Genomic DNA, 25,571 nt, shown 5'->3' on the forward strand with positions numbered 1-25,571 from the left:
GTCCTCTAGGGCGTTTGAGTGAACGAACGCGCGTACGCTACACGGCCCGAGAGGGTCAAATCGGACTAATGTTCGCCGCTGCCCGAGGAGATGCGCAGTCGTGATCCGGCCGCCTCAGCGGACCTGCCCCAGCCACAGGAGGGTGCGCCGGACCTCCACCGACAAGGGATGCGCGGGACCGTGGAGGCGTTCCGCGTCGAACAGGAGCCGGGCCAGGGTGTCGTGGGCCGCCGGGCGGTCGCCGAGGGAGAGCAGCAGGTGGGCTATCCGGCGGCGGACCTCCAGGGGCAGGCCCGGATCCGGGTTCGCGTAGTGGTTCTCGAAGAGCGGGAGCAGCGAGCGGTACTCCGCCAGGGCCGCCGCCGGCTCGCCCAGCTGTTCCAGGCACTGGGCCGCGTCGTAGCGGAAGCGCAGCGACCGCGGGTCTCCGGCCGGGAACTCCTCCGCCAGGCGGCGCAGTTCGGGCAGGGCCCGGCGGTACTGGCCGTCGTCCATCAGCGTGGCCGCGTACTGCTTGCGCAGGGAGCGGACCACCGTCGAGTGCTCGCCGTGCTGCTGCGCCGCCGCAGGGAGGATGCCGCCGAGGATGTCCACCGCCTGGGTGAGCCGCCCCTGGTCGAGGAGGCTCTTCGCCTCCTCCACGGCTGCCGGGACGTCGGGCCGGGCCGGGGCCGGCGGGGCGGAGGGCCGCGGCGGGATCACGGTGGCCCGGTCGGGCCAAGGGGCCTGCGGGCGCAGGAAGGGGCGGGTCGGGTCGAGCGGGCCGCTGGGGGCGCCCGAGCCGTGGTGGGGCAGCAGCGGCGCGAGGGACGCGTACACCTCCTGCGCGGAGGCGGGCCGGTCCTGCGGGTCCTTCGCCAGGAGGCGCAGCAGGACCGCTTCGAGCTGTTGCGGGACCTCGGGGCGCAGTCGGCGCACCGGGACCGGGGGTTCGTACAGGTGGCGGTGGAGCACCCCGAGGGCGGTGGACCCGGCGAAGGGCACGTTGCCGGACAGGAGCTCGTAGAGCACCACGCCGAGCGCGTAGAGGTCGGTGTGCGGGCCGACGGCTCCGCCCATGGCCTGCTCGGGGGCCATGTACGCGGGACTGCCGATCGGGGAACCGGTGCTGGTGAGGCGGGTGGTGTCGGTGTCCATCACCGAGGCGACGCCCAGGTCCAGGACCAGGACGGTCCCGTCCGGGCGGACCATCACATTGCGCGGCTTGAGGTCCCGGTGCACGATCGGCACCGCGTGCACGGCCGACAGCACCGAGCACAGCTGCGCGATCACCGAGACCGCCCACGGCCACGGATACGGATCGTGCTCGGCCAGGTGGTCGGCGAGGTCGGAGCCCTCCACGTACCCCATGACCAGGTACAGCTCGTCGCCGTCGCTGCCCGCGTCGTGCACGGTGACCAGCCCGGGGTGGTCCACCTGCGCCGTGACCCGGCATTCGCGCACGAAGCGGCGGCGCAGCTCGTCGGCCACGGAACCGGGGCCGGCCACCTTGTCGGGGCGCAGCAGTTTGACCGCGACGCGGCGGTCCAGGCGGCGGTCGTACGCGGTCCAGACCTGGCCCATGCCGCCCTGGCCCAGGATGGTGGCGAGCTGGTAGCGGTCTCCGATGAGGCGGTCCGTCACGCGCGCGGGCCGTGGTCGTCGTGCGGAGGCTGCTTGCGGAGCAGTTCGCTGAGCTCGTCGAGTTCGGCGCGGACCTGCCCGATGCGCGGCGGGGTCGGCGCCGGAGCCGGGGCGGGCTCGGGGGCGGGCTGCGCGACGGGCGCCGGGGCCTGCCGGGGCGCGGGCGGGTACCCGTAGGACGGAGCCTGATGCTGCTGCGGAGGCTGCTGCGGCGGCGTGTACGGGGCGGGCCGCGCCGGGTACCAGGGCGCGGGCTGCGCCGTCCGGAGCGCCGCGTGGTGACGGATGTCGGACACCAGGAAGTACACCGCGACGGCGAAGCCGGTGACGACCGTGCCGCCGGCGCCCAGGTTGGCCTGCCAGCCGTTGTTGTCGGGGGTGGTGTCGAGCCCGCTCAGCAGCACCCACAGGAACTCGGCCGCCATGGTCGTACCCATCAGCCACCAGTCCCGGGGCTTGCGGGTGACCAGCGCGAGCCGAAGCATCGTGCCCCACGCGAGGAACCCGCAGCTCAGGACGGGCAGCAGCGAGAACAGCACGCGCAGCCCCACCGCGGAGTCGGTGCCGGGCTGCTGACCGTGCTGCGGCGGGATGCCGGGGCCGTGCATCGATACTCCTGACGGGCCGAACGGGGATGTGTTCCGGGTCTGAGCGTATACAGCGTTTCCGGCCGGAAGTGAGCCGATGCACCCAACCGTTGCACGGTCGCGGCCTGGCCCTTACCCGGGCCGCACCGTGCCGTCCGACAGCCCGTCGTACAACCCCTGTACGAGCTGCTCCCCGAGCCTCGCCGCCAGCCGCAGCGCGTCCTCGAACTCGGCGAGTTCCCTGAACCGCGCCCCGTAGACCTCCTGCTCGGCCAGGGGCAGCCGGGGCAGCCGGAGCCTGCGCACGTCGAGGCGCGTGGTGGTGGAGGCGTGGCTGCTGGCGCGGCGGTTGTTGGCGGTGCCGCGCAGGAATCCGGCCAGGAACCAGGGGTCGAGCGCGGCCGGGTCGGGCCGCAGCAGCTGCAGGCCCCGGCCGAGCGCCGCGCCCGCGGTGGCCGCGTCGACCACGCGGGCCGCGCCCGCCCCGCCGGTGAGCGGGACGACCACGTCGCCGGGGGCGGTGAGCAGCGGCTCGTCCGGGGAGAGCGCCAGGATCCCGGAGGGTCCGGTCCCCGCGGCCACGTCGTGCTCGGTGAGCACCGGGGCCGGTCCGGACCCGCTGCCGGTGCCCGCGTGCAGCACCAGGGCTCCGGCGCGGGCGAGTTCGCCGACTGTGGTGAGCGGCGGCCGGGCCGCCGGGCCGCCGGGGGCGGGTCCGGCGGGGGGCGGGGGCGGCGGGTTGAGCCGGGCCGCGCGGCCGAGCGTCTCGTCGAGCCGCTCCCGTACGGCGGCCAGCTCGGCCACGCCCGCGCCGGCAGTCGGCGGCGGCAGGTGGCGGGCGGGGGTCAGGTCCACGTCGTCGTCGAGGAGGTCGATCACGGGCACGACGCGGCTGACGCCGGGGACGTCCGGGGCCGCGCCGTCGCGGTCGTACGCCGTCCAGGTCTCCTCCACGACCCCGTGCACGGCGGGCCAGTCGACCCGGCCCTGCCCCTCGGCGGCGAGCCCGGCGGTGTCCACGAGGAGCAGCCCGGAGGGCGGCGCCCCGTGCGGGGAGGGCCTTCGCAGGATCCACAGGTGGAGCGGGATCCCGTACGGCGGCGCGGCGCCCGCCGGGAGGGCGACGACGGCCCGCAGTGCGCCCCGGCGCAGCAGGTCGGCGCGGATGCGGCGGCCGGAGCGGCGGGCGGCCACGGCGGGCGGCATGAGCAGTACGGCGGTGCCGCCCTCGCGCAGGTGGGCCAGGGCGTGCTGGATCCAGGCGAGTTCGGATTCGGCGCGAGCCGGGAAGCCGTACTCCCAGCGCTGGTCGTAGGCGAGTTCCTCGTGCCCCCAGTTGCGTTCGTTGAACGGGGGATGGCAGAGCACGGCGTCCACCGGCTCGGCGGCGGGGCGCGCGAAAGCGTCCGCGCGCAGGCTGTCGGCGGCGGCCGCCCGGACCAGGGCGTCGCCGTGCAGGGCGAGGCGCAGCGCGGCGAGGGCGGCCAGCTCGGGCGAACTGTCCTGCGCGTAGCGGGCGGTGGCCCCGGGGAGGGCCCGCAGCAGAGTGCCGGTGCCGCAGGCCGGGTCGAGGACGGTCCGGGCCGCGGGGCCGGCGAGGGCGGCCATCAGCCCGGCGAGGCCGTCCGGGGTGAGCGTGTACTGGCGGGGGTTGGCTTCGAGGTGGCGGCCGAGCAGGAACTCGAAGGCGCCGCGCGCTCCGAGTTCGGCGGCCAGCTCCCCGGCGGCCCGCAGGAAGGGCATCGCCTCGGGCCGCAGCGGACCGGTGGCGCCGAGGGGGTGGCCGACGCCGAGCGGGCGGTCCGGGTGGTCCGCACCGAGCGGGCGGTCCGGGTGGTCCGCACCGAGCCGGTGGTCGGCGCCCAGCCGCAGGTCGAGCACCCGGTCGAGGGCGGCCGGCAGCAGGGCGGCCATCCGCTCGTCGGAGCCGGCCGTCAGCTCCAGCCACTGGCCGGGCCGCTCGCGTACGAGGAGCAGCGCGCCCCCCGCCCTGACGAGCGCGGCGACGGAGCCGCCGGGATGGGCGGCCACGTGCTGCCAGACGCGCTCGCGCAGCGGGACCTCGGCGAGCTTGCCCTGCGCCCGGAGCCAGTGCGTCACTTCGGCGAGGGCGAAGGAGGGGCTGGTCTCGGTGCCGCCGACGGGCTTGGGGAAGTCGGCGTGCCGGCGGCGCCAGTTGCTCACGGCGGCGCGGCCGACTCCGGCGAGCCGGGCGATCTCGGCGGCGGTGATGTCCGGGGCGGTGGGATCCGGGGAGGTGGGGGTCTGTTCCGGCATGCGCGCGAGCCTACCGGCGCCGTACACGCGATAGCCCCCTTCACAGTGTGAATTCAGCAATCTCTCACGAACTCGTTGACTCGGTTCACAAGCTCTGCTCTGATGATCGCACCGCACAGCAGAGCCGCCACGACGAAGGCAGGAGCCACCCCATGTCCCATACCCCGCGCACGAGTTGGATCGCCCGACACAAGGCGCTGACGGGCTGCGGTGCGGTCCTCGCGCTGGTGACGCTCACCGCGTGCACCGACACCGACACCGCCAAGTCCGGCGACGCGGCCCCCTCGAAGCCGGCGGCCGCGAGCAGCGCCCCCGCGGACCAGGCCAAGAAGACGACCATCCGCGGCAGCGGAACCTTCAAGGTCGGCTCCGACGTCCAGCCCGGCACCTACCGCTCCACCGGCAACGGCGAGAGCGCCAACTGCTACTGGGAGCGGGCCAAGGACGCCTCGGGCGAGACCGGCTCGATCATCGACAACGAGAACGCGGTCGGCTCCTCGTACGTCACCATCGAGGCCACCGACAAGATCTTCAAGTCCCAGGACTGCAAGGACTGGACGGCCGTGGACCCCAAGGCCACCGGAACCCCGAAGGCGGAGGCCCCGGGCAAGGCCGGGACCCTCAAGGTCGGCGTGGACATCGCCCCGGGCACCTACAAGTCCGCCGGTTCCACCGAGGGCGGCACCGGCTGCTACTGGGAGCGCACCAAGGACGCCTCGGGCAGCACCGACTCGATCATCGCGAACGAGAACCCCACCGGCCAGGCCGTCGTGACCATCGCCCCCGGCGACGGCTACTTCAAGACCCAGGACTGCCAGGACTGGAAGAAGGCGTAGCACCGGGCCGGCGCAGGGCGCCCGGGGCCGAAGCGAAGACCGCGAGCGGCCCGAGCGCACCGCCCTCGCCCGGCGCGACCGACGGCAAGCTGGACAGCCTGCCGGAGAACGAGATCCTCGACAGGGCCGTCGCGGCCATGGACAAGCTCCAGTCGGTCCACGTCACGGGCAGCCTGGCCCAAGCGGCGGACAAGACGACGGCGTCCGGGATCACGTCGGTGAAGGTGGACATCTCCTTCGACAGGAAGGGCAACTGCAGCGGCACGATCCAGGCGGAGGGCCTGGGATCGGTCACCGTCATCAGGTCTCCCGAACTACTCCACATCAAGGGGGACGCCGACTTCTGGCGGAACATCGCCCGGCAGAGGCACGCCACGCCGAAGCAGGAAAACGTCCTGGTCGGCACCTTCGCCGCCCGCTGGATGAAAATGCCGCGCTCCAACCCGCAGTCCGCGCAGATGGCAGCCGTCTGCGACCAGATGGACGCGGTGACGGGCATCGGCGCGAGCGCGGTGGAGGTCCGCAAGGACGGGATCTCCCTGATCGACGGCAAGACGGCGGTGGCGGTGTCCGCGAAGACCGATGAGGGGACCGAGGAGACCTACTGGATCGCCACCCAGGGCACCCCCTACTTCCTCAAGGCCCTCTCCTCGGGCGGCAAGGACGGAGAAGTCGCCTACTCGGCCTTCGACACCCCGGTCGACACCGCTCCCCCGGCGGGCGCGGACGTCCTGGACCTCTCGAAGGCCGGAGCCGGCGAAGGCGCGTAGGCGGGGCCCGGCCAGTCCCCCCAAGGGCTCCGCGGCCTGCCGCGACCGCTCGGCGCGCGCATGGCGCGAAGGGCGCGTAGCGTCGCAGAAGGGATTACGGAAGGAGCCCTCCAGATGGGGATCTTCGACAAGTTCAGGGATCAGGGCAAGGCGAAGGCCAAGGAGATCTCGGACAATCTCGAAGCCGAGGCCAACGAGAAGACCGGCAACAAGTACGCCGATCAGATCGACAAGGCCCAGCAGCAGATGGAACAGCAGCTCGGCATCGACGACGACCCGAAGAAGTAGGGCCGGCGGAAACGCGAACGGCCGCGGCCGGGGACCGAGAAGGTCCCCCGCCGCGGCCGCCGCCATGCGGGGACGGGCCGGACGGGCCGGCTACGAGCCGAGGATGGTGGCGAGGAACTCCCCGGTCCAGCCCAGCAGTTCCCGCCCGACCAGCGGCTTCCCGCCCACCCGCGCCGTCTTCGGCCGCGGGATCAGCACCTGCGAGGCGGCCGGCTTGAGCACCGAGCCCGGGTAGAGCCGCTTCAGGCGCAGCTCCTGCGATTCGCGCAACTCCACCGGCCCGAAGCGGATGTTGGGGCCCTGGAGGGTGATGTCGCCGACCCCGCAGGCGCGGGCGAGCATCCGCAGCCCGGCCACCAGCAGCAGGTTCTCCACCGGCTCCGGCAGCTTGCCGTAGCGGTCGGTGAGCTCCTCGCGCACCGCCTTGACGTCCTCTTCGGAGTTGGCCGCGGCGATGGAGCGGTAGGCCTGCAGGCGCAGCCGCTCGCCCGGCGCGTAGTCGTGCGGGACGTGCGCGTCGACCGGCAGCTCGATCTTGACCTCCAGCGGCGGCTCCTCCTCCGGCCCGCCCTCGATCGCCGCCCGGTAGTCGGCCACGGCCTCGCCGACCATGCGGATGTACAGGTCGAAGCCGACGCCCGCGATATGACCGGACTGCTCGCCGCCGAGCAGGTTGCCCGCGCCGCGGATCTCCAGGTCCTTCATCGCCACGTACATGCCCGCGCCCATCTCGGTGTGCTGGGCGATCGTCGCGAGCCGCTCGTGGGCGGTCTCGGTCAGCGGCTTCTCCGGCGGGTAGAGGAAGTACGCGTACCCGCGTTCGCGGCCCCGCCCGACGCGGCCGCGCAGCTGGTGGAGCTGCGAGAGGCCGAAGTTGTCGCCGCGCTCGACGATGAGGGTGTTGGCGTTGGAGATGTCGATGCCCGACTCGACGATCGTCGTGGAGACGAGGACATCGAACTTCTTCTCCCAGAAGTCCACCACGACCTGTTCCAGGGCCTGTTCGGACATCTGGCCGTGCGCCGTCGCGATCCGCGCCTCGGGCACGATCTCGCGCAGCTTGGCGGCCGCCCGGTCGATGGACTCGACCCGGTTGTGGATGTAGAAGCACTGGCCCTCGCGGAGCAGCTCGCGGCGGATCGCGGCGCCGATCTGCTTCTCCTCGTAGGGGCCGACGAAGGTCAGGACCGGATGGCGCTCCTCGGGCGGGGTGGTGATCGTGGACATCTCGCGGATGCCGGTGACCGCCATCTCCAGGGTGCGTGGGATCGGGGTCGCCGACATGGTCAGGACGTCGACGTTGGCACGCAGCTTCTTCAGCTGCTCCTTGTGCTCCACGCCGAACCGCTGCTCCTCGTCGACGATGACCAGGCCCAGGTCCTTGAACTTGGTCTCCTGCGAGAACAGCCGGTGCGTGCCGATGACGATGTCCACGGAGCCCTCGCGCAGCCCCTCCAGGGTGGCCTTGGACTCACTGTCGCTCTGGAAGCGGGACAGCGCCTTCACCTTGACCGGGAACTGCGCGTACCGCTCGGAGAAGGTCCCGAAGTGCTGCTGCACCAGCAGGGTGGTCGGTACGAGGACGGCGACCTGCTTGCCGTCCTGGACGGCCTTGAAGGCGGCGCGGACCGCGATCTCCGTCTTTCCGTAGCCGACGTCCCCGCAGATCAGGCGGTCCATGGGGACCGACTTCTCCATGTCCTCCTTGACCTCGGCGATGGTGGTGAGCTGGTCGGGCGTCTCCGCGTACGGGAAGGCGTCCTCCAGCTCGCGCTGCCAGGGGGTGTCGGGGCCGAAGGTGTGGCCGGGGGCGGCCATCCGGGCGCTGTAGAGCTTGATCAGGTCGCCGGCGATCTCCTTGACCGCCTTCTTGGCCTTCGCCTTGGTCTTGGTCCAGTCGGCGCCGCCGAGCCGGTGCAGGGTCGGGGCCTCGCCGCCGACGTACTTGGTGACCTGCTCCAGCTGGTCGGTGGGGATGTAGAGCCGGTCGCCGGGCTGCCCGCGCTTGGCCGGGGCGTACTCCACGAGGAGGTACTCGCGGGTGGCGCCCTGCACGGTGCGCTGCACCATCTCCACGTACCGGCCGACGCCGTGCTGTTCGTGGACGATGTAGTCGCCGACCTCCAGGGTGAGGGGGTCGATCGTCTTGCGGCGCCGGGTCGGCATCCGGCCGAGGTCCTTGGTGGCGGTGCGCTGGCCGGTCAGGTCGGTCTCGGTGAGGACGGCGAGCTTGAGGGCCGGGGCCACGAAGCCGTTGTCGAGGGAGCCGCACGAGACGTGGACCAGGGAGGGCTCCAGGGCGTCGAGGTTCGCCTCGAGCCGGGCCGCGATCCCCTCGCCGCCGAGCACCTCTACGGTGCGGGCGGCCGGGCCGTGGCCTTCGGTGAGGTAGACGGTGTGCCAGCCGTCGGCGATCCAGGCCTTGGTGTCGGCCAGCGCGCGGGCGGTGTCGCCGCGGTAGGCCTCGGGGGCGTGCATGCCGAGCGTGAGGGTGTCCCTGCCGAGGGCTTCGTCCTCGTCGGCGGCGAACGGGGACACCGACCACCACATCATGCCGAGCTCGCGCGCGTGCTCCCGTACGTCGGCGATGCCGCGCAGCGAGGCCGCGCCGACGTCGATGGGTGCCTCGCCGCCGCCGGCGGTGGCTGCCCAGGAGGCCATCAGGAACTCCTGGCTCGTGGCCACCAGGTCGGAGGCGCGCGTGCGCACCCGCTCGGGGTCGCAGACCACGGCCATCGAACCGGCGGGCAGGACGTCGATCAGCAGTTCCATGTCGTCGACCAGGACCGGCGCGAGGGACTCCATGCCCTCGACCGCGATCCCTTCGGCGATCTTGTTCAGCAGTTCGCCGAGCTCGGGGTGGAGCTCGGCCAGGGCCGCGGCCCGCTCGCGCACCTGGTCGGTGAGGAGCAGCTCGCGGCAGGGCGGGGCCCACAGGCCGTGCTGGGCGATTTCCAGGGACCGCTGGTCGGCGACCTTGAAGTAGCGGATCTCCTCGACCTCGTCGCCCCAGAACTCCACGCGCAGCGGGTGCTCCTCGGTGGGCGGGAACACGTCGAGGATCCCGCCGCGCACGGCGAACTCCCCGCGCTTCTCGACGAGCTCGACGCGGGAGTACGCGGCTGCGGCCAGCGCGTGCGTCACCTCGCCCAGGTCCACGCTCTCGCCCTGCCGCAGGCTGACCGGAACCAGGTCCCCCAACCCCTTGACCTGCGGCTGGAGCACCGAGCGGATCGGCGCGACGACCACCGAGACGGGTCCGGCGGCCGGATCGTCCTTGCTGGGGTGCGCGAGCCGGCGCAGGACCGCGATCCGGCGGCCCACGGTGTCGCTGCGCGGCGAGAGCCGCTCGTGGGGCAGCGTCTCCCAGGAGGGGTACTCCGCCACCTCGTCCGGAGGCAGGAGCGAGCGCAGCGCGGCGGCGAGGTCCTCGGCCTCCCGGCCGGTGGCGGTGACCGCGAGGACGGTGCGCTCGGTACGGGCGGCCAGCGCGGCGATGGCGAAGGGCCGCGCGGCGGCCGGGCCGACAAGGTCCACGTGCATGCGGGTGCCGTCCCCGGCCGCGGTGACCGCCTCGGCGAGTGCGGGGTCCCGGGTGACGGCATCGAGCAGTCCGTGCAGGCTCATGAAGGCGGCTTTCCATCCGGTGAGGTGCCGTGGAGCGGCAACGCGAAGGACCCGACACGTCTCACGGGCCGGGGGTTCCCACCCTACGACGCGGGTGTGTCACTCGCGCGAGGGATGCGCACCACGACACCGGCCCCGGTCCGCCCGAATGGGTGGACCGGGGCCGGTGCGTTTCCCCCGTACGACCGCCTAGCTACTCACTGCTATTCGCTGGCGATCGCGTTCAGGACGTTCATCCGGCCCGCCCGGAAGGCCGGGAAGAGCGCGGCGAGCAGACCGACCAGGGCGGAGCCCGCGAAGACTCCGAGGATCGTCGGCCAGGGGATCTCCAGGACCTTCATGCCCTGGAGCGCGAGGAGCTGGTGGGCGGTGGCGCCCCAGCCCATGCCCAGGCCGAGGCCGAGGAGGGCTCCGAAGAGGGCGATGACCACCGACTCCAGGCGGATCATGCGGCGCAGCTGGCGGCGGGAGAGGCCGATGGCGCGCATCAGGCCGATCTCGCGGGTCCGCTCGACCACCGAGAGGGCCAGGGTGTTCACGACTCCCAGGATCGCGACGATGATCGCGAGGGCGAGGAGTGCGTAGACCACGTTCAGCAACTGGCCGACCTGGTCCTTCAGCGCCTGCTTGTAGTCGGTCTGGTTCTGCGCCGTGTACTGGGGGTACTCGGCCAGCGCCGCCTTGACCGCCTTGTACGCGGCGTCCTGCTGTCCGTCCTTCGCGCTGGCCAGCAGCATGAACGGCATCGGCAGCTTGTCGGCCGGGAGGTTCGCCTCGGCCACGGCGAGGCTGGTGTACTTCATGCCCTTGTCGATGCCGCCCTCGTCGCTGGTGATCGCCGCGACCTTGAGCTTGGCGGTCTTGCCGCCGGTGAAGGCGACCGTCAGCTCGTCACCGAGCTTGACGTGGTGCTGGGTGGCGTACTCCGAGCCCACCGACATCGCGCCCGGCCCGTACGCCGCCGCGTGCTCGCCGGCGATCATCTTGCGCCGGATGTCCTTGGCGTACGTGGACTCCTGGACGCCGAGTCCGTCCTGTGCGGTGGTGCCGTCGGGGGCCGTGATCTTGACGTCCACCTCCCGGTAGGCCGTGACGTGGTCCAGCCCTTGGGTCTTGCGGATGGCAGCCTCGGCCTGCGGTACGACCGGCTGCTGGGCCGGCGACTGGACGATGTAGTCCGCGCCGACCGACTTGTCGAGCTCCTCGGTGGCGGAGGCCACCATCGAGGACCCGACCACCGACAGGCAGGCGACCAGCGCGAGGCCGATCATCAGCGCGGCGGCGGTGGCGCCGGTACGGCGCGGGTTGCGCAGGGCGTTGCGCTCGGCGAGCCGGCCTATGGACCCGAAGGGCCGCAGCACCGGGGCCGACAGGGCCCGGACCACGACACCCGCGAGGAGCGGGCCGATCACGATGAAGCCGATCAGGGTGAACAGGACGCCCAGGGCCAGCCACAGGGCTCCGGGGCCCGCCTTGTCGGCGGTCGCGGCGAGGAAGAGGCCCGCGGCGCCGATGCCGGTGAGGACCAGGCCGATGGCGGCCCGGATCCGGCCGGCCTTCTTGTCCCCGGGGGTGCCGACCTCGCGCAGGGCGGCCATCGGGGAGACCTTGCCGGCCCGGCGGGCCGGTATGTAGGCGGAGACCACCGTGACGATGACACCCAGGACCATGCCGGCGACCGGGGTGGTCCAGGCGATGGTCAGATCGTCGGTGGAGAGGTTCATGCCCATCTTGCCCATGAGCTTCATCAGGCCGACGGCCAGGCCGATGCCCGCCCCGACCCCGAGGGCCGAACCGACGACCCCGAGCAGGAAGGCTTCGACGACCACCGACTTGAGCACCTGGCCGCTGTTGGCGCCGATGGCGCGCATCAGGCCGATCTCGCGGGTGCGTTGGGCGACCAGCATCGAGAAGGTGTTGAAGATCAGGAAGATGCCGACGAGGAAGGCGATCCCGGCGAAGCCGAGCATCACCCACTTCATGATGTCGAGGAAGGACATGTCCTTGCGGTTGGAGTCCGCGGCTTCCTTGGCGGTCTGCAGCGTGTACGCGTCCGCCCCGACGGCCGAAGCGACGTTCTGCTTGAGCTGCTCGTCGCTGACCCCGTCCTTGGCGGTGACGTTGACGAGCGAGAAGGCGTCGGGGGAACCGAGCAGCTTCTGCTGGGCAGTGGCGGTGTCGAAGTAGACGACGGTCGCACCCGGGTTGGTCACGGTGAAGGCGGCTATGCCGCTGATCTTGGAACGGATGTCGCCGGTGACGGCGATGGTCCTGATGTCGTCACCGAGCCCCAGGTGGTGCTTCTTCGCGGTGTCGCCGTCGATCATCACGTCGGTGGGGCCGCGCGGGGCCTGACCTTCGATGATCTTCATCGACTTCAGTTCGTTCTCGGTCCAGTTGCCCGCGAAGGTCGGGGCGCCGGTGGTGGAACCGAGGTTCTCGTTCTTGGAGTTGACGACGGTGACGGCCATCGACGTGACGCCGCCCTCGACGGACTTCACGCCCTCGGCCTTCTTCACCTGCTCGACGACCGAGGCGGCCAGCGTCCGGGGCAGTCCGCTGGCGGCGGTGTCCCCGCTGGTCTCGACCTTCTTCGGGGTCACCGTGACATCGGAACCGGTGACCGCGAAGAGCTTGTCGAAGGTGGTGTTCATGGTGTCGGTGAACACCAGGGTGCCGCAGACGAAGGCGACGGAGAGCATGACGGCGACGGCGGAGAGCGCCATCCGCCCCTTGTGCGCGAAGAAGTTGCGCCGCGCGGTCTTCATGACGGTCATGAGGTCCGCCCGCGCGCGTCGAAGTCCTTCATGCGGTCGAGGACCTGGTCGGCGGTGGGCGCGTGCAGCTCGTCGACGATCCGGCCGTCGGCGAGGAAGATGACGCGGTCCGCGTAGGAGGCGGCGACCGGGTCGTGGGTGACCATCACGATGGTCTGGCCCAGCTCGTCCACCGAGCGGCGCAGGAAGCCGAGCACCTCGGCGCCGGCCCGGGAGTCCAGGTTTCCGGTCGGCTCGTCGCCGAAGATGATCTGCGGGCGGGCGGCGAGGGCGCGGGCGACCGCCACGCGCTGCTGCTGACCGCCGGACAGCTCGGTCGGCCGGTGCTTGAGGCGCCCCGCCAGACCCACCGTCTCCACGACCCGGTTGAGCCACTCCGTATCGGCCTTGCGGCCCGCGATGTCCATGGGGAGCGTGATGTTCTCCAGGGCGTTGAGCGTGGGCAGCAGGTTGAAGGCCTGGAAGATGAAGCCGATGCGGTCGCGGCGCAGCTGCGTGAGCTTCTTGTCCTTGAGGCCGGTGATCTCGGTCTCGTCCAGGAAGATCTGGCCGCTGGTCACCGTGTCCAGGCCGGCGAGGCAGTGCATCAGCGTGGACTTGCCGGACCCCGAGGGGCCCATGATCGCGGTGAACTGGCCTGCCTGGATGTCCACGTCCACAGAATCGAGGGCGGTGACCCGGGTCTCGCCGGAGCCGTAGGCCTTGACGACCTGCCGTGCCCGCGCCGCGACGGCTCCATGCCCTCCAGTGCCCCCGTGCCTGGTTTCGGTCATAGCCGTTGTCACGGTGTGTCCCCCTCGATCGATGCGAACCGTTGTCCGCGAAGCGTTGTTCTTGAAGTCTGTCGGGGCGGGGGGCTCTGGCGCGCTGGTGCCAAGCGCCGTATTGATAGGGGTGCTAGCCCTACCCCCCGGACTCCCCGTCCCCGTAGAAACCAGTTAAAGACCGCGCGCGCCGGAGTTCCTCCTCCGCCGGGACGAAGCGTCCCTGGCCCCTTGTGAGGAGCAACCCCTAGGGGTTCTCGGCCTTCCGGAGGACGCGCCCTGGGGGTTACCGCCCGGCCGCGGGGCGGTGAGAAGGTATCTGCGCAGGTACGCGCAGGTACCGCACAGGGGGAAGGAGAGGTCATGGCCTCAGGGGAGAGCACGGGCGCAAGTACCGACGGCGACGTCGGCAGCAGCCCGCCCGACGGCGACGTCGGCGACAGCCCGCCCGGCGGCATACCCGGCGCCCCGGCCGAGGCCGGGGCGCCCGCGAGGCCACGTACCGCCGTCGTCGCCGCGCTCATGCTGACGATGGGGCTCGTCGCCCTGGACGGGGCCATCGTCTCCACCGCCGTCCCGCAGATCGTCGGCGACCTCGGCGGCTTCGCCGTCTTCTCCTGGATCTTCTCCGGCTACATCCTGGCCGGAACCGTCACCCTGCCCGTCTACGGCAAGTTCTCCGACACCTACGGCCGCAAGCCCGTCCTGCTCTTCGGCATCAGCCTCTTCCTCCTCGGCTCGCTGCTGTGCGCGGGCGCCTGGAACATGGCCGCCCTCATCGCCTTCCGGATCCTCCAGGGCCTCGGCGGCGGCGCCCTGCAGGGGACCGTCCAGACCCTGGCCGCCGACCTCTACCCGCTCAAGGAACGCCCGCGCATCCAGGCCCGGATGTCCGTGGTGTGGGCCACCTCCGCACTGGCCGGCCCCGCGCTCGGCGGGCTCATCGCCTCGTACACCGACTGGCGTTGGATCTTCCTGCTCAACCTCCCGCCCGCGGCCGCCGCCCTGTGGATCATCAGCCGCCACCTGGCCGAGCCGCACCGCGCCCCGGGCCGCCGGGGCCCCGTCGACTGGGCCGGAGCCCTCTGCGTCTTCGCCTGCGGCGGGCTGCTGCTCTTCGCCCTCGTCCAGGGCGGAGTCGCCTGGCCCTGGCTGTCCGCGCCCTCACTGGGGCTGCTGGGCGCGAGCGCGGCGCTCGGTGCCCTGGTCGTGTGGATCGAACGGCGGGCCGCGGAACCGATCCTGCCCGGCTGGGTGTGGCGCCGGCGCACCATCGCCGCCGTCAACCTCGCCATGGCCGCGCTCGGCCTGCTGATGGTGGCCCCGATGGTGTTCATGCCGACCTACGCGCAGAGCGTGCTCGGCCTCGGCCCCACCGGCGCCGGCCTGGTCACCTCCGCGATGACCCTGAGCTGGCCCATCAGCGCCGCCTTCGCCCAGCACGTCTACCGGCGGATCGGCTTCCGCAACAGCGCGGCCGTCGGGGTCTCGCTGGCCGCCGTGATCCTCTTCTCCTTCACCCTGCTCCCCTACCCCGCCGCCCCCTGGCAGCCCGCGCTGATCATGTTCCTGCTGGGCGGGGCCCTCGGGCTCTTCCAGCTCCCGCTGATCGTCGGGGTCCAGTCCACGGTGGGCTGGGCGGAGCGCGGAACCACCACGGCCTCGGTGCTGTTCTGCCGCAACGTCGGCCAGAGCATCGGAGCGGCCCTGCTCGGGGCCGTCGCCAACGCGACCATCACCGGCCGGCTGACGGACGCCCCGGTGGCCGGACTCCCCTCGCACCTGGACGACGTGTCCAAGGCCCTGGCCCAGCCGGGGCTGATCCCCGCGGACGCCTCCGACTACCTGCGGCGCGCGGTGGACGCCGCCGGGGACCACATCTTCTTCGGCGCCTCGCTGGCGGCGGTCGCCTCGGCGCTGGTGCTGCTGCTGGTGGCGCCGCGCAGGTTCCCGGTCCTGCCCGAACTGCGCGAGTAGGAGCGGCGACGCGGGAACAGCGGGAACAGGGGCAACCGCGGGAACAGGAGTGGCGCGGGGATTACTTGTCATGACCCGACCGAACGAGTAACCCTCTTGCGGAGACACACTCCTCGGGGGACACCATGCTTTCCGCACTCTTCGCACTCGCGTTACTCGCCGCCGTAGCCGGCCCCGTCACCCTGCGGCTCGTCCGGCACCCGGGCTTCGTCACCGGGCGCGACGGCCGCCTCTCCACCTCGACCACCCTGGCCCTGGCCTGGACGGTGATCCTGGTCTGGCTGCTCCTCGCGATCCTCGCCTACGGGCTCACCGCGGGCGGCGGAGTCGGCTGGTTCCAGGGCCCCGACGGCCCCCTGTCCTCGCTGACGAGCGTCTACCTCCCGCTGCTCGGGGGCCCGTACGCCGCCATGATCGGGGCGAAGGCGGTGGTCGGCACTCGCGTGGAGAACGGCAGCATGGCCAAACCCGCGCCGAAGGGCGCCGGGCGACGCCCGCTGCACGACCTGATCTCGAACGACGGCGGGCGCACCGACCTGGTCGACCTGCAGTACGTCGCCCTGAGCGCGGTCACGGTGCTCTACGTGGTGGCGTTCTTCGTGACCGACGTCGGCGGCGGCCTGCCGAAGCTCCCGGAGCAGATGTGGGCGCTGACGGGAGCCCCGGCCGGGGCCTACCTGGTGAACAAGATGGCGACCCGGGCCAATCCGGTCATCACCCAGGTCACGGTCGCCGACGGTCGACTGCTCGTCGGGGGCGGCGGCTTCGGGAGCGATCCGCGCGTGGAGCTGGACTCCGTACCGCTCCCGGCCGCCGGCACCTCCGTCGACACGTCGGGCGCCACCCTGACGGCCGCTCTGCCCATCCCGCCGCCGGCCGCCTTCACCGTGGTGGTGAGCAGCGCCAGGGGGCTGCGCAGCGACCCCTTCCGGCACGAGGCGACCTAGGCCGGGGCGCGCCGGGGCCCGGGGCGCGGGGCGGGGCTCAGCCCAGCTTCGCCAGGAAGTCCTCGATCAGCGGGGCGATCTCCGCGAGGTGCGTCTCCAGCGCGAAGTGTCCGGCGCCCTCGAAGACGTGCACCTCGGCGTCCGGCACGTCCTGCTGGTAGGCCTTCGCCCCCGCGGGCAGGAAGAAGGGGTCGCCCTCGCCCCAGACCACGAGGACCGGGACGCCCGCCGTCCGGAGCCAGGCCTGCCAGGCCGGGTAGTGGGCGAAGTTGGAGTGGTAGTCGAAGGCGAGGTCGGCCTGGGCGTCGGCGCGTCCGGGCAGGCCCAGGTAGTGGACGTCGAGGGTCCAGCTGTCCGGGGAGATCAGGGAGGTGTCGGCGACGCCCGCCTCGTACTGGAACCGGGTGCCCTCCTCGCCGAACAGCCCGCGCACCTGCTCCTCGTTGCCCGGTACGTCCCGGCGCAGCCCGGAGAACTCCCGGGCCATGTCGGAGAGGCCCTCCTCGTACGCGTTGCCGTTCTGCACGATCAGGCCGGTCACCCGGTCCGGCCGGCGCTCGGCGAGGCGCAGGCCGACGGGGGCGCCGAAGTCGAAGACGTAGAGGGCGTAGCTGTCCAGGCCGAGGGCGTCGGTGAAGCCCTCGACGATGTCCGCGAGCCGGTCGAAGGTGTACGTGAACCCGTCCGGTGCCTGGGTGCGGCCGAACCCGGGGTAGTCCGGGGCGATCAGCCGGTACGGGGTGGAGCCGAGGGCGTCCATCAGCCGGGCGAACTGGTGCGAGGAGGTCGGGAAGCCGTGCAGGAGAAGCAGGACGGGGCCGTCGGCCGGGCCGCTCTCGCGGTAGGCGACCTGGACTCCGGCGACGTCGACGCTGCGGTGACGGATGGCGGGCACGGCGGTCATCACATTCCTCCAGGGGCATTGTTTCCATTAGTGTCACCGGAGATCACTAACGGGTCAAGGCCTGTCTCACCCATTAGTCGGGGCTAGAGTGGAACCATGACTGCGACTTTCCCCCTCACCGGCGAACCCCTCGCCCTGGACCTCCTCAACACCGACACCGCGATCGGGGACCTCGTCGCGGACCCGGCCGGCCTGGCGGACTGGCTGGAGACCCAGCGGGGCCGCCTGACGGAGCCGGGTCCGGTGGGCGCGGCGGAGGTCGCCGCCGTCCATGCCGTACGGGAGGCAGCACGCGCGGCGCTGACCGCGGCCCGCGGCGGCGCCGAGCCCCCGGCCGGGGCGATGCGCGCCCTGAACTCCGCACTGGCCGCCGCCCCCTCCCACCGGGAGCTCGCCTGGACCCCCGCGGCCGGGCTGACGGCCGCCACCGTCCGCGCACCCGCAGTGCCCGCCGCCCGCAGGCTCGCGGCGGAACTGGCGGAGGCGGTCGCGGAGCTGCTGCTCGGAGGGCGGATCGGGGAGGTCCGCCAGTGCGAGGGCGAACACTGCGTGCTCCTGTTCCTTCCGGCACATCCGCGACGCCGCTGGTGCGTGGCGTCGATCTGCGGAAACCGCGCCCGGGTGGCCCGCTACTACGCCCGCCACAAGCCCGCTACGTAGCCGCGCGGAACGGCCGGAGGGGCTCAGCCCTCAGCCGTCAGCCGTCAGCCGTCAGCCGTCAGCCGTCAAGCCTCAGCCCTCGTTCCTCGGTCCTCAAGTCCTCAGCCCTCGGCCGGAGCCCGGCCCGTCAGGGCGGCGAGGCTGGAGCGGACGTGGTTCATGTGGGCCCGCATCTCCTCCTGGGACTCCGCGTGTTCGCGCAGGATCCGGTCCGTCTCCCGGCCGACCCGCTCCTCCCGCACCCGGGCCTCCGCGATCAGCTCCCGACCCCTGGCCTCCGCGTCCTCCTGCCCGTGCCGCGCGGCCTCCTGCGCCTGCGCGAACCCGCGCTTCGCCTCCGCCAGCCGGGACTCCGCACCGCGCTCCAGCTCCACGTGCCGGGCCTCCAGCTCCGCCTCCCGCGCCGCCAGTTCCCGTTCCGCCGCGTCCCACCGCTCGGTGTGTTCCTGCTCGCGCTCCGCGAGCAGCGCGTCCGACCGGCGGCGCATCTCGGCCAGCGCCGCCTGCGCGTCCGCCCGCCACGCCGCCGCGTCGTCCCGGGCCTCCGACCGCGCGTCGTCGGCCTCGCGCCCCGCCCGCAGCAGCCCCTGCCGGGCCCGGACCTCGGTCTGCTCGCGCACCGCCTCCGCGTCCGTGCGCGCCAGCTCCGCCACCCGGTCGGCGTGCGCCTCGGCGGCTCCCGCCGCCGCCAGCGCGTCCGCGCGCGAGTCCAGCCGCAGCGTCTCGGTCTCCTCCTCGGCCAGCAGCAGGATCCGCCGGGCGCGCTCGCTGAGCTCGTCGTACGTCTGCGGGGCCAGCGCTGACACCTCCGCGCCCAGCCGCTCCGCCTCCGCCTCCATCTGCCGGGCCAGCACCGTCAGCCGGGCCACCCGCTCCCAGGCCTCGTCCCGGCTCCCCGACAGCCGCGCGAGGAACCGGTCCACCTCTTCCATGCGGTAGCCGCGGCCGCGCACGGTCGTAAAGGGTGCACTCATCCTGGAAGCGCCTCTCTCGCGGGGATTCCTGTCAAGGATGCGTCATTTGATGGCAGAAGCCCGAATGGCCGGGCCGGGACCCTGTTCGAGGGTCCCAACCCGGCCATCCGGATCAGGGAGCGATCAGCCGCGGCGGGCGACGATTAGAGAAGTCCGTCCCACATCTGCTCCAGCAGGACCGACCACCAGTTCTCCGGCGAAGCCAGCGCCGCACTGTCGAGCCCGGCCAGATTCGCCTGGAAATCGACGGTCCAACGGCCCGCCTGCTCCGGCGTCAGATGCTGGCGCAGCCGCCACATGTGACCCAGCATCGCCAGCGACCGCACGAACTGCGGCAGCGAGGAGTTCACGAACTGCGGAGGCACCGGGGCCCCGCCCGGACCGGCCTCGACCGGCACCGCGACGATGTGCGCGGTCCCGTACTGCACGCACAGCGCCTTGCCGAAGTCGCTGCCGACCACGAGGTACGAGCCCGCGTCCGAAGCCGGTTGCACCTGCCGCTGCGCCGCCATTTCGGCCAGCGTCGGCAGCGGGGCACCCGGTACGGCCTGCGCCCAGAAGAACGGCCCGAAATCGACCGGCAGTCCGGACCACATCAGCGTCTGCGCCACGATCTCCGGCACACCCTGACGGGACACCGCGCGCTGCTCGAAGCGGAACACGCCCTGCGGCCCGAACGCCCCCGCCAGCTCCTGCGCGATCGCGTCCAGCGGGATCGCCGGCTGCAACGGCACCTGCGGCAGCGGCACCCGGACCGGCGCCGGACGCGCCGGACCGTCCGCCACCTGGTGCAGTTCGCCCTGGTGGGTCAGCAGATGCCGCATGCCCTGCTGGCGACCCGCGTGGTCGGTCCCGTACGGGGCCACGCTCGTGATCCGGACCTGCGGCCAGGTCTCCCGGATCATGCGGGCGCAGTAGCCACCGGGCAGCTCGCACGAGGCCAGCTCGGTGTGCAGCTCCAGCACCTGCTGCGGAGGCACGTTCAGCGCGCGCAGCTCGTACAGGATCTGCCATTCCGGGTGCGGGGTACCGGGCGCGGAGCGACGGATGAGCTGCTGCTCGGAGCCGTCGGGCGCGCGGTAGCGCAGGACGGCCTGGTAGCCGGGACCGACCGTGGGCACCCCGGAAGCCGGGGCGGACGCCTGCGGTACGGGGGCCTGCGGCGCGGGGCCGGGCGGGCCGGGCTGCTGGGGTGCGCCGGGACCCGCGAGCATGGTCGCGGCCTGGTGCGCTCCGCCACCGGGCGCACCGGGAACCCCCGGCGGGCCGGGAGCCGCGGGCGGCTGACCGGTCACGGCCGGACCGGCCAGCATCGTCGCGGCATGGTCCAGCCCGCCACCGGGCGCACCCGGAGCACCGGGCGGGCCGGGGGGCGCGATCGGCTGACCCGCGCCGGGCGCCCCGGGAGGACCGGGCGGGCCGGGCTGCTGCGGGCCACCGGGGGCCGCCAGCATGGTGGCGGCGTACGAGGCTCCGCCCCCGCCAGACGCACCCGGCGCACCGGGAGCACCGGGCGGCCCGGGAGGCGCGATCGGCTGACCGGTCACGGCCGGACCGGCCAGCATCGTCGCGGCATGGTCCAGCCCGCCACCGGGCGCACCGGGGGCACCGGGCGGACCCGGAGGCGTCGGCTGCTGGGGCCCGCCCGGGCTCGCGAGCATGGTGGCGGCGTACGAAGGCTGCTCGGAACCGCTGCCCGGCGCACGGGGCGGACCCGGCGGCGTCACGGGCGCGGCGGCGGGCCGGTTGATCCGAGCCTTGCTCGTCGGCGCGTCGGCGATGTCACCGGAGGGCGCACCCGGAGCGGGAGGCTGCGGCCGTACCGGACCCGGCGCCTGTACCGGACCCGGCGCCTGGGCGGGAGCCTGCGCCTGGGCGGGAGCCGACTGCGGAACCGGTCCCGGCCCCGCGGCGGCCGGCTGACCCGCGCTCAGGTCCAGCGCGGGCGTGGCCACGGCCGTCTTCGGCAGCTCGCTGCCCCTGGGCATCAGCGTGGTCCTGGCCTCCGGGCCCACCCCGGAGGACGGCGGGGCGTCCTCCAGGTCCGACCCGGACAGCGGCGGCGCGAACACCGTCGCCGGCAGCGGCACGGACACCGAGTCGTCGGCCTTCACATCGGTCCCGGCCCAGGGCGTGGCCCCGGACGGCACCCCGTCGTTGGCCGTCGGCTCGTAGGGGACCTCGCCCCCGCGCCGCAACGGCACCGGCTCCGCGGCGGCCCCGGAACCGACCGGAGCCGCCGGAGCCACTGGTGCTGCCGGCGCCGCCGGAGCGGCGGGAGCAGCGGGAGTCGCCGGCGGGATGCCCGCCCGGTCCGCCGCCTCCTGCAGCCACTCCGGCGGACTCAGCATGAACGAGGTCTGCTCCGAGTCGATCCGCGGCACCGGAACCGAGGCCTCGGCCGGCGCGGCCGAAGCCCCGTACTCCTCCTCGTAGCGGCGGATCACCTCACCCACCGGCAGTCCCGGCCAGAGGGTCACCTCCCCGCTGTCCCGCGCGATGACCAGCCGCTGCCGGCCGCCACCGGACACGGGACCGGCCGGGCGGTCCTCCGCCCACACGACGAATCCGAGCCCGAACTCCCGTACCCGCACCTCGCGGTGCTGGTACGAGGGAACGTCCCCGTTGATCCACTCCTCGGCGCGCTCCTGCGCCTGCGCAAACGTCACCATCGCGCCGTCACCCCTCTTCCGGCGCGGAACCCGCCGCCGGAACCGACCCGGCCACGGGAACCGAGCGTGCGAATCCGCCGTCCACCATCAGACCGGCCACCGTTTCCAGCTCCGGCGGATTGCCCGCGAGCCGCTCCAGAAAGGCGTCGAAATCCGTACCGCACGGCAGCAGCAACCGCTCCACGCGCTCCTGGACCGACCAGCCGTCCTGGTCGCGCGCGTCGTCGTACGGGGAGAACCACATCGAACCGATCGACTCGCCCCGCACCTTCACCGCGACGAGCCCGCCCTGTACGAAGGCCACGCAGAGGTAGTCCTTCGTGAGGTGGTCCCGCAGACACTTGTTGACGTAGACGAGGTCGTTGACCGCCGCCTCCTCGCGCACCGTGAAGAACGGCTGGTCCACCAGCAGGCCGAGCTCCACGTCCAGCCCCGTACCCACGGGCGCGCAGCCGCCGGCCGCCTTGAGGAAGGAGCGGTAGGCCTCCGGAAGCCGGTAGCCGAGGTCCTCCTCGACCCCCTGCACCTGCTGCTCGGACACCGAGACCACCGTCTTGGGCAGCCCCAGGTGCACCGGGCGGACCTCCTGCAAGGCCCGCGTGCCGCGCTTCTCGTGGTCCACCGCGGCCGTGGCCAGGCCCGCGTGGTGGCGCAGCAGCGCCTTGACCTCCACCGGGACCAGCTCCATCCGGCGGGTGCCGGACACGTGGTGCCAGGTCCAGCCGTGCGGGGTGGACACCGGGCCGACCGTGTCCCACAGTTCGTGGCCGGTCGCCCGCATCGCGGCGTTCGCGGACACGCAGTCCGTCAAGCGCAGCTCGTCCACGCCGAAGCCCTCCGGCGGATCGGCGATCTCCACCGCCGCGCGCGCGTAGGGCGCGAAGTCGGGATGTCCGTTCGCGTCGACGCGGACTCCGTGGGGATGGCGAGCGGCCCGGACGGGGTCCGGGAAATGCACGACCTGCCCCGAGTAAGCGGCGTTGGGTGGCGCGGCCTGATGCCCGAGCCGACCTGTCGTCATGGCGGTAGCCCCCTGCTGGATCTGGCTGGTTCACCACAGCCTATGTGCTCCGGCAAGGGCATCACCCGCCCGCGAGCGGGGCACCGGCGCGAGGGCCGGGAAGATCCGAATTGATACGAATATTCGACCCCGCTTCCACATGTCAGGGGACATTTGACAGGCTGTCCCCACGGCACGGGGGCGTGCGCGACAGCGGCCACCACCGCGGCCACGGGAGGGAAAGCGCAACCATGCAGAACACGGCAACTCGCACAGAACCGGCCGACGCCGAATCGGGATCCATGGGAACCCCCGGACACCCGGGAACCGTTGGCCCCACAGCGACCGTCGATCCCCTGTCCATACCGGCACAGGGCCACCCCGCCGGCCACCAGGCCGGAGCCACCACCGGCCACGGCACCGGCGGCGCGGCCGCGCAGGGACCCGGCGACCCCCGCCTGCGCTGGGGCAGCGGCGACGGCCGTCCCGTCGTGCCCGCGCTCCGCTTCCGCCGCGACGGCATCCTGCCCACCGTGGCCGCCGCCCTCTCCGTCCGCGGCGAAACCCTCACCGGCACCGCCGGCAAGGCCGACCTGCCCCCCGTACTGCACGCCCTCGTCCAGGACTTCCTCGACACCCTCACCAGCGGCCAGCGCGAACGCTTCACCGGCCGATGTCCGGAGGCGATCCTGCTCTCCCGCCACCTGGCCGCCGTAGAGGGCGCCCGCAGCAAGCGCGCCTCGCGCAAGCCGCTCACCCCGAGCGAGGCCCGCCGCTCCCTCAAGCACTCCAAGATCACCGCCCGCCGCATCCGCGAGGACGGCGACCCGCTCCACGGCAGCTACGCACCTCCCTGCCGCTCCTGCGAGGCCCTCCTCGCCCACTTCGGCGTACGCCCCGTCGACCTCACCCACCCCGAGTAGCCACCATGACCGCCACCTCCGCTTCCTACGACCGCTCCTCGGCCGCCCGCTTCCCGGTCGCCGTGGACTCCGCCCTGCGCTCCGCCGGCTGGGAGCCCGGCCGCTGGGACATCAAGCAGGCCGAGTACTGGGCCGACGCCCTGCGCGACCACACCACCCCCGCCGGGCACCGCCACACCGTCTTCCCGGCGGCCGTCGAAGCCTGGGCGGAGTTCGGGAACCTCACCGTCACCGCCCCGGGCCCCGGCCGCCAGATCGCCCCCACCGCGATCCGCCTGGACCCCCTCACGGGCCTCCACCTGGCCCGCACCTTCGCGGACCTCGGCCGCGCCCTGTCCACCCAGCTCTGCCCGCTGGGCGTCGAGGCCGACGGAACGTCCCACCTCGCCCTCGACCGCGAGGGCCGGGTCTACTGCGTGGACCACACCGGCGACTGGTACCTCGGAGCCGGCCTCGACGAGGCCCTCACCCTCCTCCTGACCGGCCTCCAGCCGACCCGCCTGACAACGGCCTAGCCGCCCTCGCCCAGCTCCGGAAGCCGCTCCCCGGCTTCCGGATCCCGGCCCTCCTCCAGCCGGAAGAGGTACGCCCGCAGATCGGCCGCGAGGCCGCCGGCGAGGTAGGCCTGGAACTCCCGGACCCCGGCGGCGGCGTCATGGCCACGCTCGTCCGTCAGCTCCGCCACCGGATCCCAGACCATCCCGCTACCCCCTGTCGCTCGGCAGGACCGCCGAGACCTTGAAGCCGCCCTCGTCCGTCGGGCCGGACACGAAGACCCCGCCCAGCCCGAGCACCCGCTCCCGCATGCCGACCAGGCCGTTGCCGCCGCTCGGCAGTCCCGGTTCGGCGGCCTTGCCGTCGCACGGGCCGTTCTCCACCTGCATGGCCACCTCGCCCGCCCGGTGCGCGAGGCGTACGACGACCCGCGCGCCCGGAGCGTGCTTGTGGCAGTTGGTCAGTGCCTCCTGGACCACCCGGTAGGCCGTCTGCTCCACCTCCGCCGCGTACGCGGCCGCGCACTCGCCCCGCACGTCCAGCTCCACGGTCATCCCGGCCGCCCGCGACTGCCCGACCAGCCCCTCCAGCTCCGCCAGCGTCGGCCCGTCCTCGAAGCCGCCCACCAGGGCCAGGGGCGCGGTCACGGCCACCGGCTTCGGCGCCTCCGCGCGCAGCACCCCGAGCATCTCGCGCAGTTCGGTCAGCGCCTGGCGCCCCATGTCCCCGACCAGCGCGGCGTTCTTCACGGCCTTCGCCGGGTCCTTGAGGGCGATCGCCTGCAGCGCCGCCGCGTGCACCACCATCAGCGACACCCGGTGCGCGACCACGTCGTGCATCTCGCGGGCGATCCGCGTCCGTTCCTCCGTACGGGCCCACTCGGCCCGTTCCTCCGCCCGGTCCGCGAGCAGCGACAGCTCCCGCTCCAGCGAGTCCGCGCGTTCGTGCAGGCTCTCCATCAGCCGTCTGCGGGCCGCCGTGTACAGCCCGAGCAGTACCGGAGGCACGGTCAGCGCCACCGCCACGAACACGGACAGCACGATGACGAGGGTGTGACTGGCCCCCTCGTCCCCGCGGGTCCGCATGTACATCACCACGAAGGTCGCGGCCAGCGACATCGACGCCAGGGTCGCGGTGATCCGCCGGGGCACCTCGGAGGTGGCGAGGGTGTACAGCCCGACCACGCCGAGCAGGAACCCCATGGCCGCGGGCGACACGGCGATCCCGACCAGCACCACGGCGATCGGCCAGCGCCGCCGCAGCACGAGCGTGGCCCCGATCAGCAATCCGAACAGCACCCCGAGCACGACCGGGATCCCCGCCTCGTGCGCGAACCCGACCCCTTCCCAGGCGCACTCGACGGCGGACACCCCGCCGAGCACCACGTCCCCCACGGCGTCCCGCCGCCGCGCCCACCACAAAGGCGGCCCAGCGCGGCCTTCCACGACATCCCCCGTACTGGTCATGCGG

20 protein-coding genes are annotated in these 25,571 nt (G+C 73.0%); 8 read left to right on the plus strand and 12 right to left on the minus strand.

The genetic code is table 11. The annotated features are described in order from the left end of the window. Positions 1–114: 114 nt before the first annotated feature. The 3 genes from OG490_RS14705 to OG490_RS14715 all read right to left on the minus strand — a co-directional run bounded on the left by OG490_RS14705 (position 115) and on the right by OG490_RS14715 (position 4,487). Positions 115–1,623 (minus strand): serine/threonine-protein kinase, encoded by a 1,509-nt coding sequence (locus OG490_RS14705; RefSeq protein WP_330296736.1) that lies wholly within the window; start codon positions 1,621–1,623, stop codon positions 115–117. After that, positions 1,620–2,231, minus strand: a complete 612-nt coding sequence (locus OG490_RS14710) for a hypothetical protein (protein ID WP_330296737.1) — start codon at positions 2,229–2,231, stop codon at positions 1,620–1,622. The genes OG490_RS14705 and OG490_RS14710 overlap by 4 nt, the downstream gene beginning before the upstream one ends. A 111-nt stretch (positions 2,232–2,342) precedes the next feature. Next, entirely contained in the window at positions 2,343–4,487 is a 2,145-nt protein-coding gene (locus OG490_RS14715; RefSeq protein WP_330296738.1) for an N-6 DNA methylase, read from the minus strand. Between the two features lie 152 nt (positions 4,488–4,639). On the opposite strand from OG490_RS14715, the gene OG490_RS14720 reads away from it, so the two are divergent. The 3 genes from OG490_RS14720 to OG490_RS14730 all read left to right on the plus strand — a co-directional run bounded on the left by OG490_RS14720 (position 4,640) and on the right by OG490_RS14730 (position 6,381). Next, positions 4,640–5,323 carry a hypothetical protein gene (locus tag OG490_RS14720; protein ID WP_330296739.1) on the plus strand — a complete coding sequence of 228 codons (684 nt, stop codon included), beginning with the start codon at positions 4,640–4,642 and terminating at the stop codon, positions 5,321–5,323. Positions 5,324–5,460: 137 nt separating this feature from the next. Next, a complete protein-coding gene (locus OG490_RS14725) occupies positions 5,461–6,093 on the plus strand; it encodes a hypothetical protein (RefSeq protein WP_330296740.1) in 633 nt (210 codons plus the stop codon). Positions 6,094–6,207: 114 nt separating this feature from the next. Further along, on the plus strand, positions 6,208–6,381 hold the full coding sequence (locus OG490_RS14730; RefSeq protein WP_330296741.1) for an Rv0909 family putative TA system antitoxin: 174 nt from the start codon (positions 6,208–6,210) through the stop codon (positions 6,379–6,381). A gap of 90 nt (positions 6,382–6,471) precedes the next feature. Here the strand turns inward: OG490_RS14730 and mfd are convergent, their stop codons facing one another. From mfd to OG490_RS14745, 3 genes are all read right to left on the minus strand, one after another. Further along, complete coding sequence (mfd, locus tag OG490_RS14735; protein ID WP_330296742.1) at positions 6,472–10,008, minus strand: transcription-repair coupling factor; 3,537 nt, start codon at positions 10,006–10,008, stop codon at positions 6,472–6,474. A gap of 203 nt (positions 10,009–10,211) precedes the next feature. After that, on the minus strand, positions 10,212–12,785 hold the full coding sequence (locus OG490_RS14740; protein WP_330296743.1) for an ABC transporter permease: 2,574 nt from the start codon (positions 12,783–12,785) through the stop codon (positions 10,212–10,214). Then, the gene (locus OG490_RS14745) at positions 12,782–13,558 is read right to left on the minus strand and encodes an ABC transporter ATP-binding protein (protein WP_443065815.1); all 777 of its coding nucleotides are present in this window, start codon (positions 13,556–13,558) and stop codon (positions 12,782–12,784) included. The genes OG490_RS14740 and OG490_RS14745 overlap by 4 nt, the downstream gene beginning before the upstream one ends. A 354-nt stretch (positions 13,559–13,912) precedes the next feature. Between OG490_RS14745 and OG490_RS14750 the strand changes: the two genes are divergently transcribed. Beyond that, positions 13,913–15,526, plus strand: a complete 1,614-nt coding sequence (locus OG490_RS14750; RefSeq protein ID WP_330296745.1) for an MFS transporter — start codon at positions 13,913–13,915, stop codon at positions 15,524–15,526. Positions 15,527–15,651: 125 nt separating this feature from the next. After that, positions 15,652–16,473 carry a hypothetical protein gene (locus tag OG490_RS14755; protein WP_330296746.1) on the plus strand — a complete coding sequence of 274 codons (822 nt, stop codon included), beginning with the start codon at positions 15,652–15,654 and terminating at the stop codon, positions 16,471–16,473. Positions 16,474–16,510: 37 nt separating this feature from the next. Here OG490_RS14755 and OG490_RS14760 read toward each other — a convergent pair whose 3' ends face one another. Continuing rightward, positions 16,511–17,377, minus strand: coding sequence for an alpha/beta fold hydrolase (locus tag OG490_RS14760; RefSeq protein ID WP_330296747.1), 867 nt, complete (start codon positions 17,375–17,377; stop codon positions 16,511–16,513). A gap of 96 nt (positions 17,378–17,473) precedes the next feature. Between OG490_RS14760 and OG490_RS14765 the strand changes: the two genes are divergently transcribed. Next, the gene (locus OG490_RS14765) at positions 17,474–18,037 is read left to right on the plus strand and encodes a CGNR zinc finger domain-containing protein (RefSeq protein ID WP_330296748.1); all 564 of its coding nucleotides are present in this window, start codon (positions 17,474–17,476) and stop codon (positions 18,035–18,037) included. A gap of 101 nt (positions 18,038–18,138) precedes the next feature. On the opposite strand, the gene OG490_RS14770 is transcribed toward OG490_RS14765, so the two are convergent. The 3 genes from OG490_RS14770 to OG490_RS14780 all read right to left on the minus strand — a co-directional run bounded on the left by OG490_RS14770 (position 18,139) and on the right by OG490_RS14780 (position 22,704). After that, a complete protein-coding gene (locus OG490_RS14770) occupies positions 18,139–19,011 on the minus strand; it encodes a DivIVA domain-containing protein (protein WP_330296749.1) in 873 nt (290 codons plus the stop codon). A 143-nt stretch (positions 19,012–19,154) separates the two neighbouring features. Beyond that, positions 19,155–21,683, minus strand: coding sequence for an SUKH-4 family immunity protein (locus OG490_RS14775; protein WP_330296750.1), 2,529 nt, complete (start codon positions 21,681–21,683; stop codon positions 19,155–19,157). 7 nt (positions 21,684–21,690) lie between these two features. Beyond that, entirely contained in the window at positions 21,691–22,704 is a 1,014-nt protein-coding gene (locus tag OG490_RS14780; protein ID WP_330296751.1) for an SMI1/KNR4 family protein, read from the minus strand. Between the two features lie 335 nt (positions 22,705–23,039). On the opposite strand from OG490_RS14780, the gene OG490_RS14785 reads away from it, so the two are divergent. Both OG490_RS14785 and OG490_RS14790 read left to right on the plus strand, forming a co-directional pair. Further along, complete coding sequence (locus OG490_RS14785; protein WP_443065954.1) at positions 23,040–23,606, plus strand: YwqJ-related putative deaminase; 567 nt, start codon at positions 23,040–23,042, stop codon at positions 23,604–23,606. Between the two features lie 5 nt (positions 23,607–23,611). Next, positions 23,612–24,121, plus strand: a complete 510-nt coding sequence (locus OG490_RS14790; RefSeq protein WP_330296752.1) for an SUKH-3 domain-containing protein — start codon at positions 23,612–23,614, stop codon at positions 24,119–24,121. Here OG490_RS14790 and OG490_RS14795 read toward each other — a convergent pair. Both OG490_RS14795 and OG490_RS14800 read right to left on the minus strand, forming a co-directional pair. Beyond that, entirely contained in the window at positions 24,118–24,306 is a 189-nt protein-coding gene (locus tag OG490_RS14795) for a hypothetical protein (protein ID WP_330296753.1), read from the minus strand. The two genes, OG490_RS14790 and OG490_RS14795, sit on opposite strands and share 4 nt — an antisense overlap. A gap of 4 nt (positions 24,307–24,310) precedes the next feature. After that, positions 24,311–25,567 carry a sensor histidine kinase gene (locus OG490_RS14800; RefSeq protein ID WP_330296754.1) on the minus strand — a complete coding sequence of 419 codons (1,257 nt, stop codon included), beginning with the start codon at positions 25,565–25,567 and terminating at the stop codon, positions 24,311–24,313. Positions 25,568–25,571: the final 4 nt, after the last annotated feature.

The organism is Streptomyces sp. NBC_00503 (assembly GCF_036346895.1).
In the GTDB taxonomy this organism is placed as follows: domain Bacteria; phylum Actinomycetota; class Actinomycetes; order Streptomycetales; family Streptomycetaceae; genus Streptomyces.